Origin of the sequence: Hydrocarboniclastica marina, from assembly GCF_004851605.1 — a bacterium.
GTDB lineage: Bacteria > Pseudomonadota > Gammaproteobacteria > Pseudomonadales > Oleiphilaceae > Hydrocarboniclastica > Hydrocarboniclastica marina.
The window spans coordinates 461,010-474,897 of sequence record NZ_CP031093.1 but is presented as its reverse complement, the minus strand read 5'-3'; the positions used below and the strand labels follow the sequence as shown (position 1 = coordinate 474,897).

Genomic DNA, 13,888 nt, shown 5'->3' with positions numbered 1-13,888 from the left:
GCCAGCCGGCCCAGAAAGCTAGTCAGCCGACGACAGCGTCAACCGTGTTTCACCCGACGAGCCGGACAGATACCGGTTCAGCAAACCCGTTGTAAGGCCGCAGTTCTCGAAGCGGCCAACCGCAAGCTGCCCGGTTAGTTCTTGCCCGGTACCGGAAAGACTGAGTGTGACGGGTTCAACTGTACGGCAACGGCTCCCGCCACCGATCACTCTGTTTCGCCCGAACACGCTTGCGGTAATGCGCGGTACGCGAATATGGAAGCGGCTCTCAGCCGTTGCCAGACTGCCATCTTCTGCCAGGGCGCCGGTGGCCTTTCCAACCGCCTCAAACTCAAGATGCGCCGTGCCTGACCATCCCGACCAGATCAGCCCCAGTACCGGGACCGTGGCCCGGGTCGGCGCCAGTTCCAACAGACCCGAGAAACGCTGTTGCTCGCAGTCACGGGTGGCATACAGCGCGCCGTCCAGCTCAACCGGCCCGTTAAGGTCAGAGGAACCGGTCACACCAAACCCGACAGGCACGCATTGCTCGCTCTGGAGCTCGGCGCGTAAAGGGACTCGGATAGATTTAGCGTCCAGGTGCTCAGGCACGATCCGCACATAGGCTTCCTCAAAACCCGACTCGGTAGCCGTCACCGTGACCTTCACTTCGCAGTGCTCGCCCGCACCAAGGACAAAACAGCGATGGCTCTGCTGGAAGCTGCTGGCGCCGGCGCCTTCTAGGGCGACATCGCGAATGGCCGTGGCCACATCTCCGCTATTGGACACCGTAAAGCGCTGCTCGGCGGAGGCCCCTGGTTCCACAGCACCGAAATCGATGACTTCCGGGTTCGTCACAAGCTCAGGGGCCAGAGACCTTACGCCGATACCGGTCATTGGGATTTCGTATGCTGTCGGATCAGAGGAATCCTCAGGCGCAACGGTTACCCGGAGCACAGCCTCGTCCGTGCCAGGCACCCCAGGTTCATAGATCACGTCGATGGCGCAAAGCCTCGACTCGGACACCGTCGGGTCACACTGTTCCACGTGGCTGAATTTCCCCTCATCCGGGCCAGAAACAGTGATGCCCAACACATCAATGTCGGGGAAGCGACTTTCGAGCACAACCGTTCGGACGGCCTGCTCACCCACCAGCACATAGCCAAAATCCATTCGCTGCGGCTTCAGCCTTACCGGCCCATCCTGAAAGAAATAATCTGAGGCTTCACAACTGACTTCAAAAGACTCATAAGCCGGGACTGCTGGCGTTCCGTCAGCCTTGAGGAGGCTGAGATCCATCCGTACCGTGCCCCTGTTAAGCCGGAGTCCCTGCTGGAAATGCTCCGCGGCGATTGAGTCGCTATGGGTGATGTTTAACGTCGGCATGCCTTCGAATAACGGCGTCGGGGGAATCTCGAAAACTGTAGCGAACGCGCCAACCTCCGTCTCGAACTGCATCTGCCCGCTTCCCTGCAGGGAGGCTGCATCCAGCACATCCCCAAGCGCCCCCAGGAACGTCCCCTGAAGCTGAACCTGACCAGCAAACGCAAGCGGCCCATCATTGCCTGCATCTGCACCTTGCGGCTCTGCGATAGACGCGGTCATCCTCACATCGGTGTCAAAAAGGAAGACACTGCACTCGTAGTGATCGGTGCGCGAGTAAGCATAGGCCGATTCCTGCCTGTTCATGGCCTGACCCGCTAACTGAACTTTCACGTCCGTAGTGCCTGACCTGAAAGCCAGCGTTTCTTCGCGCTGTTGCTCCTGGAAGGGATTGAAGAAAACATCTAGCGAACAGCTCTCTCCCGGTTGAAGCTGAGCTGGACAGTGACTTACGGGTATGAACGGTGAGCCGTTCGGTATGTTGATGTAGGGCAGCGCTGTCGCGAATTGCTCAGTATTGGTGAGCACTACCGATGCCCTGGCCTGCTCTCCAACCGCAAGCGAACCGAAATCGAGACTGCGCGGCTCGACCCGAAAGGCACCGGCGGGCGGTGGCGGTGGTGTCGGTTCCCCGGGCGCTACCGTTTCGATACAGGGGACGACAAATTCGCCCAATGGCTCCGACGCCAGCTGACCCTGGTCGTTTTTCGCCGTCAGCGCCAGCGTCATCGCATCCCCGAACACAAGTTCAACGGGCATCCCTGAATGTTCAACGGTCAGCTCCGGTAAATAACCCGACAGGTCTGTGATGATCGGCCCGGCCCCCTCGTCCACTCCTGTGACTCTCGACAGGGTCAAAGGGACGCTGAGGCGAGTCCTGATTGCTCCCTGTATGGATAACATCGACAAGCTGGCCGTGCCCTCGAGTGTGTCCGCTCCCACCAACTGCAGTACTGTGCGGGTGTCTTCAGAGAGCGTAAGGACACCGCCAATCGCGATCTGTCCAGACAATCCGTTATCAATGGGGACCAGTTCGTCGAAAGTAAGCTCCACAGAGGCGGCCTGATCACCTACCAGAGGCACCGAGCAGGTGTAGTTCTGCTCACCCGGCGGCGGAAGCACGACCTCCTGCCCGGATTCCAGCGCGACGGCCCACGTACTGAGCATCCAGCAGAGCACAAGCAGAAGTACTTCCATCCCCCATCCGGGGTGACGTGACAAAAGGCGTTCCATGACAATTCCTTGGTTTGTTTTTGTAAGACCTCTACGGGGCCGATACGGCACAACCCTTCGGGTACTCCTCTCTAAGAGGATGCAAAAACGGAAAAGGATTCGCGGGGTTGGAATTTATTTTTGAGGAGGTGAGAGCCGGGCTCGCCTATAAGCCAGTAATTAAACCGGTAGTTTCTCGCACGAAGGTTTAAGGGTTGAAACTGAAGCGGCAGACCAACAGGGCCGTCCGGTTGAATGGCCTTGGTAAGCAGAACTGCTCTGTCTCATGCTCCGCCGTAACTGGCATAGTCAGAGCTTTTGGCTCATTTGCCAACATTTGCTGTTTTCCTGCGGCCAGTAATCCAGAAGACAATGAACCCAGTGCTCCCGACCAGTCCGATGTTCAGCATGAAATGACGAAGGGATACCCACGTTGGATACTCCTGTGGAAGCATGACAGTGTAGGAGCGCGGAAATGAAGGTGGATCTAGCTTCTCGACGCTCTGCCACACAAACGAAAAAGGAAGGCCGTGTGGTACTTTCGCCATCTCAGCTCTACCAGAAACTGTTGTCGGCAAAAACAAGGAGGCCGTGACAAGGATGGCCGAAAAACACGTCCATAAAATAAGTTGCTTGGTCACGCCACCATTTCCCTGCGCTATCTAGTGCCTTGGCATACCAATTACTGGCATCGAGGCGAAGCCGTCGCCGCGCCTGCGTTGTCATGCGTTTGGCTCTGACCAGACGGCATATTCATTGCCATCCGGACCACTGAAATGAAAGCGGCGACCACCCGGGAAAGTAAAAATACCCTTGACGATCTTGCCGCCAGACAACTTTACCTTCTCAAGAGTAGCCTCCAGGTCGGTGCTGAAAAGGACAATCAGCACACTTCCATGGTCTGTCGTGGCCACCTTGTCTGACTTGAAAAAACCACCATCAAGCCCAGCGTTCCCAATCGCCACATACTCGGAGCCGTAGTCAACAAACGACCAGCCAAAGGCATCTCCAAAGAACCTCTTCGTAGCCTCCAGATCCCTGGAAGGTATTTCAACATAATTGATCTTACCGGTTTCTTTCACAGCGTCCTCCGTGATGCAAAAGCTTTGCGCCAACCTAGAGATGGTAACCAAGAAATAATCGAACGGGCGCCCTGCGGGCACTGTTGGCAAACCAGAACCTCTCAAACACAGCCTCGCCAGTTACTGCTCTCGGCGGATTAACGAAGAACCGATTGGTTTACAAGGCCACGGATGACGCTTTGCTTATCGCTGAGCTTCGATTCCACTACTAAATTAACATTTTTATCAACGCCTTGTGCGCTGCAGCGTCTTGTTGGGCCGCAGTTTTTTCGACGACTGTTTCTTGTCGTGTCCACTAATAACACCAGAGGCTGCTAACCCCAGTAGACGGCGGAACGTTGGGCATTCCAGATGGCTTGAAGCCGAGCACACGGACGCGTGCCGAAGACCATCACGCATCGCAGCCAGCTTTCGAATAGAGCTATCGAGTTCCTCTGCCTTGTCCGCCAATAGTTGTCGGTCTATCTGGGGGCGCCCATCAGTCCCCAACATTCGGGCGATTTCGTTCAATGAAAAGCCAGCTGAACGCCCTAGCGCGATCAGCGCCAACCGCTCCAACACATCGGTACTGAAGAGTCGGCGCAGTCCCCGTCTTCCAACAGAGGTGATCAACTCCTTTTCCTCATAGAAGCGCAGCGTCGAGGCCGGGACACCCGAACGTTTTGCGACCTCAGCAATATCCATAGCAACCTCTTGACCTCAAGTCGACTTGAAGTTGTACGCTGACACTATGTACGAATCAAGATAAACACAGGCGAGCAACATGAACTATTTACTCATCACTTTATTCATTGGGATTGGCGCCACTGCGGTGATGGACTTGTGGGGATTCGCCCGCAAACCGTTGCTCGGCATCGCGCGCCCAAACTATGCCCTCGTCGGCCGCTGGATCGGCCATATGGCTCACGGACGTTTCCGCCATACCTCCATCGCGGCGTCTGCGCCGGTGCATGGCGAACATATCATCGGGTGGACAGCTCATTACCTGATAGGTATCGCTTTCGCCGCCTTGCTGATCGGTATCTGTGGACTCGCATGGGTTCGGCACCCAACGATTGGTCCCCCGCTTGCCATCGGCATTGGCTCCGTGGCAGCTCCCTTCCTCTTGATGCAGCCGGGTATGGGCGCTGGCATCGCTGCCTCCCGAACACCACGTCCCGCTTCTGCTCGATTGCAGAGTCTCATTACACATACGGTTTTTGGTCTCGGCATCTATGCAACAGGCCAAGCGATACACCTCATTCACTTGATGTGAGACTCAGCCCTACCAACGTCATTGCTTTACCTAGGCCAACCACACTCAGGAGAGTTAAATGCGAATTCCCGCTCGTTTTGCACCAATCCTTTTTAGTGCTTTTCTATCGGCCATCATGGTCTGCATCGTCTCGGCCTTCGTTCTCGCGATGTCACAGGGGGTGGATTCCGAATTTGCTGCACAGTGGTTCAGAAGCTGTATATCAACATGGCCGGTAGCCTTTCCGACGGTTGCAATAGTGGCACCCTGGGTACGGCGAATGGTCAGCAGAGTAACTGCTTAATCTACGAGTTGATGGATCAGGATCTCCCGCGTAACGGGCCGCTTCGGAATCAGATCGACGGTGGCCTTTGCGCAGCGCAGCAAAGTAAAGGCCCTCCGGTGGGAGCCCGTATAGGCCGAAACGAACTGGAACACTTGGTTAGAGTTATTGAATCCTGACGCGCGAAACATGGGCTGCGAAACCTTCCCTTGCTTCTTGTGTGATGCCGGATAGATCTTTGGCGGGGACTCGCTCAACTGCAATGCCCATCACCTTAGCAACTCTGATTAGGTCATCAGCTTCGTACTCAGAAGCGACGAATAGTTTTTGCGGTCTTGAGCCAGATTGAGCTTCAGCATCGGCCAATAATTTCCGGGACAGGAATTCCGGCAAACCGGGCACCCTTACTTGAACGAGCTCCATGCCAAAAATCATCCCCGTTGCCACTTCCATGATAGCCATCGCGTTGAAATCACCATCGGCCTCGGTCATGACCGGTGCCTCGTTCAACTGGAAAAGCAGCCAGGCTTCGTTGTGAGCAAAATCAGACGGTTCAATCGGCAAGGTACTTCCCTGAATATTGACCTGAATTTTGAAGCTGAGGCGAAGTTTTACGGTAGTTCTTTTAACCGCGAAGTGCAGCCGATTGTCAAATCCTTTGTTGTACGGCATTCTGTCCATGGACAATATTCTGTACAGGATCAGCCTTATGGATGCCATTAGCTACACAGCCGCTAGAACCAATCTGGCAAAAACCATGGAGCAGGTCTGTGAAGACCATTCCCCCGTGATCATCACCCGGAGCAAGTCGCCGTCCGTGGTGATGATCTCCCTGGAGGACTACGAGGCGCTGCAAGAAACCGCATACCTCCTGCGCGCGCCGAAAAACGCCCGGCGTCTGCTGGAAGCCGTTGCCGAGCTGGAGCAAGGCGGTGGCCAAGAAAAGGAACTTCTTGAGTGAAACTCATCTTCTCTGAGCATGCCTGGGAGGACTATCTGTACTGGCAGAAAACCGACAAAAAGCTTGTTAATCGAATCAACAAGCTGATCAAAGAGACCAAGCGCGAACCGTTCGAAGGTGTTGGCAAACCCGAGCCCCTCAAACACAGCCTCGCCGGGTACTGGGCTCGCCGGATCAACGACGAACAGCGAATAGTTTACAAAGTCACGGATGACGCGTTGCTTATCGCCCAGCTCCGGTATCAGTACTGATCTAACAGTGATCAGGCTGTCGCTATCATTTTTGCACCCGCGACAACGAGCACTACCGCCAACAGTTTCTGGATTGTTGGATTACCCAACCGCTTACTTCCGAATTCAGCGCCAACAAAACCCCCGAGCACCGCCGCTACTGCCCAGTATGGCAGCGCCGTAGGCAACGCCGGGGAAGAGGTTATGACCCCTAAAAAGCCTGCAATAGAATTCACTAGTATGAAAGCAGCGGCTATTCCGGATATTACTTTGACGCTAGCCCACCGGAAAAGCAGCAGCAGGGGACTTAAAAATATTCCACCTCCAACACCCGTTAAACCGGAAAGGAAGCCGAGACAGGCACCGGCTACCAATAATATCGAAAGATGGGGACGATGACCCACCAGGTCGGATATTCGGTGCGCTGAATAAAACGACCGCCATGCTGCATAAATAAGAACCACGCCCACCAACGGCTTATAGACATGCCCAGGCAAGGTAAGTGCGCCGCCGAGATAGGCAAAGGGCATAGATGCAAGGGCAAAAGGCCAGAACAAATGCCAGGAGAACGCACCGACTCGAAGATATTTCACTGTCGCTACTGCGGATACCAGTATATTCAAAGCCAATGCTGTAGGTCGCATGACATCAGGAGCAATTCCAAGGAGCGCCATGGCCGCAAGATAACCCGATGCACCACCGTGCCCCACCGACGAATAGAGCAAAGCTGCCATTAGAATGAATACAGTGAGAATGGCGTCTTCGAGATTCATACTACTTCCGCGGTAACAAGCCTAACGAGGCTGTAGGGAAATCCGACTTTGAGCAGGCGCGTCCGACAACAGCCACTGGTTAAAGGGTTAAAGGGTTAAAGGGTTAAAGGGTTAAAGGGTTACATGCTCATGTTCATGCGCATAAGATCAAGCTGTGAATTCCGCATCTTCCTGGAGGGCCTCATGGCCGAACTCTATAATTCAGCCACCCCCAAAAAAGCAACGAACCTCTCAATCAATAGCGATCTGCTACGTAAAACCCGGGAACTGAACATTAATTCGTCTGCCACCCTGGAACGAGCGCTGAAAGAAGAGCTTTCGAAACGCGAAGCCGCACAATGGGTCGAAGATAATCGCGCTGCGATAAAAAGTTACAACGATTTCGTCGAGCAACATGGATGCTTCGGCGACGAATTCAGAGAGTTCTGATGGCACAGTTCGATGTGTACCCCAACCCCAGCAAAGTCAGCAAGGCTCACTACCCTTACCTTGTCGATATTCAAAGCAGCCTTCTGAGCGATTTGGCAACGCGTATTGTTATTCCGTTGGGCAAACGTTCTGCCTTCGGTGGCGAAGCCATGCAAGGGCTCACGCCGGAAATCAGCTTTGCCGATCAGGCGCTATTGCTTTTGACTCCGCAAATTTCCGCCGTGCCTGAAAAACATCTCAAGAGCCCTATTGGCTCCCTCTCACGTTTCAGAGATCAGATTGTCGGAGCTTTGGACTTGGTTGGCTATCAGCGGCATTTGACGCCTTGCTCACACGCCGGTTTGGAGCGGCGGAAAATCGGTCGCTGTGCAGCCGATTGTTAAAGCCTGCCCAGCCAGTACTGCGGACGCCGCCGGTCATGGGCAACAGCCAGAATCTGGAAACCATCAGTCCTCTCTCGGTAAACGATAGACAGGGGAAATCTGTGAAGGGGGGCTCTACGAATGTCTGGTGGCAACTCGACCTGCCAAGCTTTCGGTGACTCGCCAACTAAATTGGCCAGGGCCTCAAATTCCTCTATGAAGGCACCACCCAATCCCGGAACTTTTGATTCGTAATAACCAACTGATTCCAGGAACTCGGCTTCCGCTGCCGGGTGAAAAGAATAGTTCATTTAATCAGTGCTCTAGCCTTTCTCATGACCTCCTCGCCAGACACAGCCTGCACTGTACCATTGTCGATCTCTTCGCCCCTGCGCCGGGCCTCAAGCAACCAATCGGATCTAAGCTCTTCTTCTGAAGGAGACTCCAGACTCAATACCAGTCGCTGGATCAATTGAGCTCGCTCCTCTTTGGGAAGGTGCAGCGCCTCGTCTTCAATTTTCTGGAGATTCATGGGCAAAACCTCTCATTCACGTATCACTTAAGTTTGACACGGATGGGCACCAGGTGCCACGACTTGGCTTTTCAGTTTTAAAGCTTCAAACACCGGCGCAGTTTGCTGCGTCCGCGTGCTTTGACTTGTTACGTGATTCACTGGCTAACATTACTTTAGGGTGATCAGGATCAATTTCTAAAAGCTCCTTGAGCACATATTTTAATGCCTTTCTGCAGTTCTTTACCGATTCTTGAATATCAGTTTCTCTGCGCTCTAAATAGCTGGCCATTTCTTCAGCATTGAAACTCATTTCTCTAGACTTAAGGTGGACTAACGAATTTCGATCTTTATTGAGCCGCTTTAGTGCTTCATAAGCTTGCCCAGATTTAGATATTTCCTTTCCTGTGATCAGCTTTGGTATAACTAGCCATTTAGAAACAAAATCTAGTTTGTCTAGATGATCTTTTGAGTACTTATCTCCAAGGCAAGAAGCGGCATAATCATATATGAATGCTTCAAAATACATAGCTGTAAAAACCACAGCAACAATACATGACTGATCCCTCTCTTCCTCGATAGAGTCAAGCTCTAGGTGCTTAAAGTGGTACTCAGTAGGAGGATCTTCTGGATTTTCACACTCAGAGAGAAATGAATGCATCTCCGCTCTCATTTTCTTGAACTTTGGATCAAGTGTTTCAAAGGTATCGAGATTTCTTTCAGTGATCCACCTGAATCTGTCATCTCCGCCTAAGCGAGAATATTGTTCAAATCTATCCATGTTTTCTCACGTAACGCCGGAACTCACGGGCCAGTTTGTAGCCGCGGAGCGGCGGAGAAGTCCATGATCCCGTGCGGTGACTTGTTAGGCTCCAATACTCTGCTCATCATCCTTAGGAAGAAGTTTGAGTATGGATGGCGGAACTGGACGGCAACCACAAGCCTCAGTATGAGCCAAGTGCCATGCAATACGCTGCTGAAGCGTTGCATTCTTCGGCATACGATTTTGCTCGTGCCAGGACTTATTCGTTTTGCCCATCATAAGCCTCCACCGCAGCAGGGATTGCACCAATGACAACTGCACCAACTGCAGGCAAGCCAACAAGAACAGCACTCATTACTTCCTGTCTCGTTGCACCATGTGACTTTGCTGAAAGCACATGAAATGGAATGCCTGAGTTATTGCCTGTAGCTGCGAGAATAGCGATGTATGCTAACTCTTCGGTCTTTTTGTCGAGTGCGCTGGCGGCATCAAGTGATTTAGCGACTTGCATCCACGCCTCCGCATGAGTCGGGGCTTCTTGTATGAATAAGGCAAAAGCTTTTGAAACGGTCATAGATACTTCCTTTGGGCCTAACGCCCGGCTCACGCGCCGGTTTGGAGCCGCGTAGCGGCGGAAAATCGGTCGCTGTGCAGCCGATTGTTATGTTTTCCCTGAAGTGCTAGATTGTGTATAGAAACTGGAAACCATACACATAGGTGCACCATGAGAACGAACATTGTCATTGACGATCAGTTGATGGCCGAAGCCCTCAAAGCCTCCGGCTACGAAACCAAAAAAGAAGCCGTTGAGCAAGGCCTGAAACTTCTGGTCCAACTGAGCAAGCAGCAAGAGATTCGAAAGTTGCGGGGCAAAATCAAGTGGGAAGGCGACCTGGATGAAATGCGGAGCGCCCGATGATACTGGTGGATACCAGCGTCTGGATCGACTATTTCAACGGAGCCACTAACCCACATACTGATCTGTTGGATGCCTCGATAGCCCAAGGGTCTGTCGCTATAGGCGACCTCATATTTTTGGAAATTCTGCAAGGCATCCGCAACGACAAACAATATCGCCAGACCAAACAAAGCCTGCTGGCGCTTGAGCAGTATGAGATGTTTGGCAAAGACATGGCAGCCAAATGCGCCGACAACTACCGAGCGCTTCGAAAAAGGGGCATCACGATCAGAAAAACTGCTGATGTGATCATCGCAACCTTCTGCATAGAGATGGAGCTACCTTTACTGTTTTTGGATCGCGACTTTGTTCCTTTTGTTGAGCTCCTTGGGCTCGAGCCTGCTCTGAAAGAAACATAACGCTTTTGTTCAGCGGTGCCCTTGTAGCGCAGCGAAAAGGGCATCCGGTGGAGGGCCGTGATGAGCAGTGCCAACCAACCCGAACCAACCCGAACCAACCCGCGAACCAACCCGGACACCTAACTCCAACCAAACTGTAGCTCTTGACGTCTGGCTCGAATACTGTTTTTATATACAGCTAGTTGCAGATGGAGCTGCGTCGTGCCCAAACCCCGCAAAACCCAGGTGGCCCTCAGTGCCACGCCCTACTATCACTGCGTTTCCCGTTGTGTCCGCCGAGCCTTCCTCTGTGGCCGCGATCCCTTGAGCGGTCGGGACTTTTCACATCGCCGTGGCTGGATTGAAGCGCGCATCCTCAAACTTACCGACAGCTTTGCTATCGACGTCTGTGCCTATGCGGTGATGAGCAATCATGTACACGTAGTTTTACATGTGGACCAGGCACTGGCCGAGAGTTGGTCGCTGGACCAGGTGATCGACCACTGGCACGGGCTTTTCACTGGCTCGTTTTTGAGCCAGCGCTACTGTCGGGGCGACGCGATGGGACGGGCAGAGCTCAGCGCGCTGCATCAACAGGTGGAGGTTTGGCGCGGCCGACTGCAGGACATCAGCTGGTACATGCGCTGCCTGAACGAAGTCATCGCCCGCCAGGCCAACCAGGAGGACAACTGCACCGGCAGATTCTGGGAAGGTCGCTTCAAATGCCAGGCACTGCTGGACGAGAAGGCGCTGGCGGCCTGCTTGGCCTATGTTGACTTGAATCCGGTAAGGGCCGGCATGGCAGACACCCCAGAGGCCAGCGAATTCACCTCCATTCGCCAGCGCATTCTACAGCGCAACACAGCGACGGGAAGCCAACCGGTTCAATTGCTGCCCTTCGCAGGGAACCCACGGGAAGAGATGCCCAAAGGCCTGCCGTTCCGGTTGGACGACTATCTGGAACTTGTCGACTGGACGGGAAGACAAGTTCGGGACGATAAGCGCGGTGCGGTTGCTCAGGACCTGCCGCCGATCCTGGAACGGCTGGCAATCGAACCGAAACACTGGCTCTCGATGAGCCTGCACTTTGAAAGCCGCTTCAAGGGGCTGGTGGGCACCGCCTATGCCGTAAAGGCCGCCTGCCGGCAACTGGGTTACCGACGCAATAGTGGCGTCTCGCGGTGTAAAGCGCTCTTCGGCTAGACGCTCAGCTCCTTCAAGTAAAAAACCGGCACTGCCCGGCCTTTCCTGTCACTACCATCCCGCCAAATCCCGCTCAAATATACTGATTCCGCCATCTGTACCCTGCCCTAGTGCTAAGACGGCGCCAAATAGCCGATCTGAGCCAGGCTAACGCGCTGCGAATTGGCAGAGAGCACTATTTTTAAGTTTTACAGGGTTGGGTGTCCTGTTTAGTTTCCCGCTGTTTAGTTCGCGAATTGGCAGAGAGCAATATTGTTGAGTTTTTTTGGGTTGGGTGTCCTATTTAGTTGTCTAGGATTGGGTGTCCTGTTTAGTTGTGTTGTTGAGTTTTTTTGGGTTGGGTGTCCTATTTAGTTGGAGTCAGGCCTTCGCGTTGGCTTTTCCGCCTAATCTCGGACTCAGCCGATTATCTTTCGCGTCCGGGCCTCACCAGTGCCCGGCGAGCCCCTTCCAGGGACCTCTTTCCGCCCTCTTTACGCCGCCAACTGTCCGTAGTTCGCCAACTTCTCGATGTTGTGTACCAGGCAGTATAGTTGCCATTGGCCTTGCACCTTCTGCTTGCCTCGCAAACTGAAGCGGTTCAGTCCCTTGTTCGTACCGATGTTGCCGAACACAGGTTCTACCACTGACATGCGGTGGCTATAGATCCCCTTGCCTTGCTGGCTATCGACGCGGAGTTTCATCCAATCGGTGTACGTAGGCCCGCGTTTCAACTCCATCGTATAGGAGACCTGCCGGCCCTTGCCTTTGCGGTGATCTGCAGACTCCGGATTCTGCATGCACTGCTGTTTCTTTGGGCAATGCCGGCACTGGAGTAAACGCCCGTGGAAGTGAGCACGAGCCTGGCCGTTCTGGTCGGTCCTGGTGCCCTCATAGCGCAAGGCTTCTCCCGCTGGGCAGATGCAGGTCATGGTCACCGGGTCGAACTGGAACTCACTGGCCGGGATTACACTTTTCCAGTCTGATGGGACGGGACTTTGGTGGCGCTTCCCGTACTTGTCTTTCTGCTGTGCGAACTTCGGGTCTCGGCTGCGGAACCGGTTGTCTGGCACATAACCGTTGATCTGCCGTTGATGCAGATACTGCATGTTCGCTTCATTGGCAAAGCCGGTGTCGGCGGTGACGACAGCGCCTTGTTGGTAAATATTCCTGGCGATGCCCAGCTTCTTATAGCGCGCTTCGACCTTCTCTAGAACGGGCTGCAGTGTGTGGTGTTCCTGGCCTTCGCCAAAGGCTTGAGCATCGATGATGATCTGATGTTTCTTGTCCACCGTGGCGACGCCGTTATAGCCCTGGATGGTGCCTTTGCTGGTCGTCATCTTGGCGCTTTCATTATCGGTGAGGTTGCTCTTCACTTCCTTGCTCCGCTTCCCCCGGCCCATCCTTGGGCGGTTCGTCTTTAGGAAGCGATCTACTTTTTTCAGGGATTCATCCAGCGAGAGGAGCGTCTTCGCCCGGCGAATGGCCCGGTCCAGTTCGGCTTCGGTCTCTGCCTCGTCACGTCTATTGTGTTCGATCAGATGATGGCGGATCAGCCGTCGCAACTTCTCCCGCTTCTCGCCTAGCTCCTTGAACGTGCCAGACCATTCCTTGGCGGCGTTGGAAGACATTTTGCAGCCGTCGATGGCAAAGAGCTCGTTGCCCAGCAAGCCTTGCTCATGGCACACCAACAGCACCTGTTCGAACAGTTCTTCGATCTCGCCGGAGTGACTACTGACGAACTTCGCCAGCGTGGTGAAGTGAGGCACCGTATCGCAGGAAAGCGCTTTGAAGATGATGTTGGTCTCACAGCACCACTGCATTTCACGGCTGGAAGTGATGCCTTTGGAGTAGGCGAACAGGATGATCTTCAGCAGTATCGCCGGGTCATAAGCCAGTCGTCCCGTGTCGTCATTGCGATACTTGGGGTGGAAAACCGACAGGTCCAGCTTGTGCTCGATCAAGTAATGCACGGCGTGTTCAAAGGTGCCGGGCTGAAGCTGGTCCTGGTAGTTGATCACGACCATGGCGTCCTGGTCGTAGTTGTAGTGCTTGAAGCGGGGCATGGGAGACGGGTCCTTGTCGGGGCCTCAGATAACTCGATGCTAACAGAGCCCGACTGGCAGTTTTGGGACTTTTTCTACAGCCTCAACGTCCGCAATAAACGGCGCCCTGACAAGGGCGTCCGGTGGAGGCCGAAGGCCGGAA

At 53.9% G+C, this 13,888-nt stretch carries 20 protein-coding genes; 9 read left to right on the top strand and 11 right to left on the bottom strand.

The genetic code is table 11. The features are described 5' to 3' along the window. Positions 1 to 18: 18 nt before the first annotated feature. The 4 genes from soil367_RS02140 to soil367_RS02120 form a co-directional block, all read right to left on the bottom strand. Positions 19 to 2,595: a choice-of-anchor D domain-containing protein gene (locus soil367_RS02140; RefSeq protein ID WP_136546467.1), complete on the bottom strand. Its 2,577-nt coding sequence runs from the start codon at positions 2,593 to 2,595 to the stop codon at positions 19 to 21. Between the two features lie 302 nt (positions 2,596 to 2,897). Further along, positions 2,898 to 3,215, bottom strand: a complete 318-nt coding sequence (locus soil367_RS02135; RefSeq protein WP_136546465.1) for a hypothetical protein — start codon at positions 3,213 to 3,215, stop codon at positions 2,898 to 2,900. Between the two features lie 81 nt (positions 3,216 to 3,296). Then, positions 3,297 to 3,656, bottom strand: coding sequence for a VOC family protein (locus soil367_RS02130; protein WP_136546463.1), 360 nt, complete (start codon positions 3,654 to 3,656; stop codon positions 3,297 to 3,299). 225 nt (positions 3,657 to 3,881) lie between these two features. After that, positions 3,882 to 4,340 (bottom strand): helix-turn-helix domain-containing protein, encoded by a 459-nt coding sequence (locus soil367_RS02120; protein WP_136546461.1) that lies wholly within the window; start codon positions 4,338 to 4,340, stop codon positions 3,882 to 3,884. Between the two features lie 79 nt (positions 4,341 to 4,419). Between soil367_RS02120 and soil367_RS02115 the strand changes: the two genes are divergently transcribed. Together soil367_RS02115 and soil367_RS19165 are read left to right on the top strand one after the other, a co-directional pair. Further along, complete coding sequence (locus soil367_RS02115; protein WP_136546459.1) at positions 4,420 to 4,911, top strand: DUF2938 domain-containing protein; 492 nt, start codon at positions 4,420 to 4,422, stop codon at positions 4,909 to 4,911. A gap of 58 nt (positions 4,912 to 4,969) precedes the next feature. Then, positions 4,970 to 5,194, top strand: a complete 225-nt coding sequence (locus tag soil367_RS19165; protein WP_425459961.1) for a DUF2798 domain-containing protein — start codon at positions 4,970 to 4,972, stop codon at positions 5,192 to 5,194. Positions 5,195 to 5,338: 144 nt separating this feature from the next. On the opposite strand, the gene soil367_RS02105 is transcribed toward soil367_RS19165, so the two are convergent. Further along, the gene (locus tag soil367_RS02105) at positions 5,339 to 5,854 is read right to left on the bottom strand and encodes a hypothetical protein (RefSeq protein ID WP_136546457.1); all 516 of its coding nucleotides are present in this window, start codon (positions 5,852 to 5,854) and stop codon (positions 5,339 to 5,341) included. A gap of 28 nt (positions 5,855 to 5,882) precedes the next feature. Between soil367_RS02105 and soil367_RS02100 the strand changes: the two genes are divergently transcribed. Together soil367_RS02100 and soil367_RS02095 are read left to right on the top strand one after the other, a co-directional pair. Next, complete coding sequence (locus tag soil367_RS02100) at positions 5,883 to 6,134, top strand: type II toxin-antitoxin system Phd/YefM family antitoxin (protein WP_136546455.1); 252 nt, start codon at positions 5,883 to 5,885, stop codon at positions 6,132 to 6,134. Beyond that, entirely contained in the window at positions 6,131 to 6,385 is a 255-nt protein-coding gene (locus tag soil367_RS02095; RefSeq protein ID WP_136546453.1) for a Txe/YoeB family addiction module toxin, read from the top strand. Before soil367_RS02100 ends, soil367_RS02095 begins: the two co-directional genes overlap by 4 nt. Before the next feature lie 11 nt (positions 6,386 to 6,396). Here the strand turns inward: soil367_RS02095 and soil367_RS02090 are convergent, their stop codons facing one another. After that, positions 6,397 to 7,137: a sulfite exporter TauE/SafE family protein gene (locus soil367_RS02090; RefSeq protein WP_136546451.1), complete on the bottom strand. Its 741-nt coding sequence runs from the start codon at positions 7,135 to 7,137 to the stop codon at positions 6,397 to 6,399. A gap of 183 nt (positions 7,138 to 7,320) precedes the next feature. Here soil367_RS02090 and soil367_RS02085 point away from each other — a divergent pair, with 183 nt between their 5' ends. Together soil367_RS02085 and soil367_RS02080 are read left to right on the top strand one after the other, a co-directional pair. Continuing rightward, positions 7,321 to 7,566 (top strand): type II toxin-antitoxin system CcdA family antitoxin, encoded by a 246-nt coding sequence (locus soil367_RS02085; RefSeq protein WP_136546449.1) that lies wholly within the window; start codon positions 7,321 to 7,323, stop codon positions 7,564 to 7,566. Continuing rightward, positions 7,566 to 7,949 (top strand): CcdB family protein, encoded by a 384-nt coding sequence (locus soil367_RS02080; protein ID WP_216642756.1) that lies wholly within the window; start codon positions 7,566 to 7,568, stop codon positions 7,947 to 7,949. The genes soil367_RS02085 and soil367_RS02080 overlap by 1 nt, the downstream gene beginning before the upstream one ends. Here the strand turns inward: soil367_RS02080 and soil367_RS02075 are convergent. The 4 genes from soil367_RS02075 to soil367_RS02060 form a co-directional block, all read right to left on the bottom strand. Continuing rightward, complete coding sequence (locus tag soil367_RS02075) at positions 7,946 to 8,239, bottom strand: type II toxin-antitoxin system RelE/ParE family toxin (protein ID WP_136546447.1); 294 nt, start codon at positions 8,237 to 8,239, stop codon at positions 7,946 to 7,948. The genes soil367_RS02080 and soil367_RS02075 overlap by 4 nt on opposite strands. After that, positions 8,236 to 8,460 (bottom strand): addiction module protein, encoded by a 225-nt coding sequence (locus soil367_RS02070; protein ID WP_136546445.1) that lies wholly within the window; start codon positions 8,458 to 8,460, stop codon positions 8,236 to 8,238. Before soil367_RS02070 ends, soil367_RS02075 begins: the two co-directional genes overlap by 4 nt. An 85-nt stretch (positions 8,461 to 8,545) precedes the next feature. Next, a complete protein-coding gene (locus soil367_RS02065; RefSeq protein WP_136546443.1) occupies positions 8,546 to 9,220 on the bottom strand; it encodes a hypothetical protein in 675 nt (224 codons plus the stop codon). Between the two features lie 241 nt (positions 9,221 to 9,461). After that, on the bottom strand, positions 9,462 to 9,776 hold the full coding sequence (locus tag soil367_RS02060; protein ID WP_136546441.1) for a carboxymuconolactone decarboxylase family protein: 315 nt from the start codon (positions 9,774 to 9,776) through the stop codon (positions 9,462 to 9,464). Positions 9,777 to 9,926: 150 nt separating this feature from the next. Between soil367_RS02060 and soil367_RS02055 the strand changes: the two genes are divergently transcribed. From soil367_RS02055 to soil367_RS02045, 3 genes are all read left to right on the top strand, one after another. Continuing rightward, positions 9,927 to 10,121, top strand: a complete 195-nt coding sequence (locus tag soil367_RS02055) for a type II toxin-antitoxin system VapB family antitoxin (RefSeq protein WP_061334038.1) — start codon at positions 9,927 to 9,929, stop codon at positions 10,119 to 10,121. Beyond that, on the top strand, positions 10,118 to 10,519 hold the full coding sequence (gene vapC, locus soil367_RS02050) for a type II toxin-antitoxin system VapC family toxin (protein WP_136546439.1): 402 nt from the start codon (positions 10,118 to 10,120) through the stop codon (positions 10,517 to 10,519). Before soil367_RS02055 ends, vapC begins: the two co-directional genes overlap by 4 nt. Before the next feature lie 201 nt (positions 10,520 to 10,720). After that, positions 10,721 to 11,701: a transposase gene (locus tag soil367_RS02045; RefSeq protein WP_136546437.1), complete on the top strand. Its 981-nt coding sequence runs from the start codon at positions 10,721 to 10,723 to the stop codon at positions 11,699 to 11,701. Between the two features lie 473 nt (positions 11,702 to 12,174). Here soil367_RS02045 and soil367_RS02040 read toward each other — a convergent pair whose 3' ends face one another. Next, a complete protein-coding gene (locus soil367_RS02040) occupies positions 12,175 to 13,746 on the bottom strand; it encodes a transposase (RefSeq protein ID WP_136546435.1) in 1,572 nt (523 codons plus the stop codon). Positions 13,747 to 13,888: the final 142 nt, after the last annotated feature.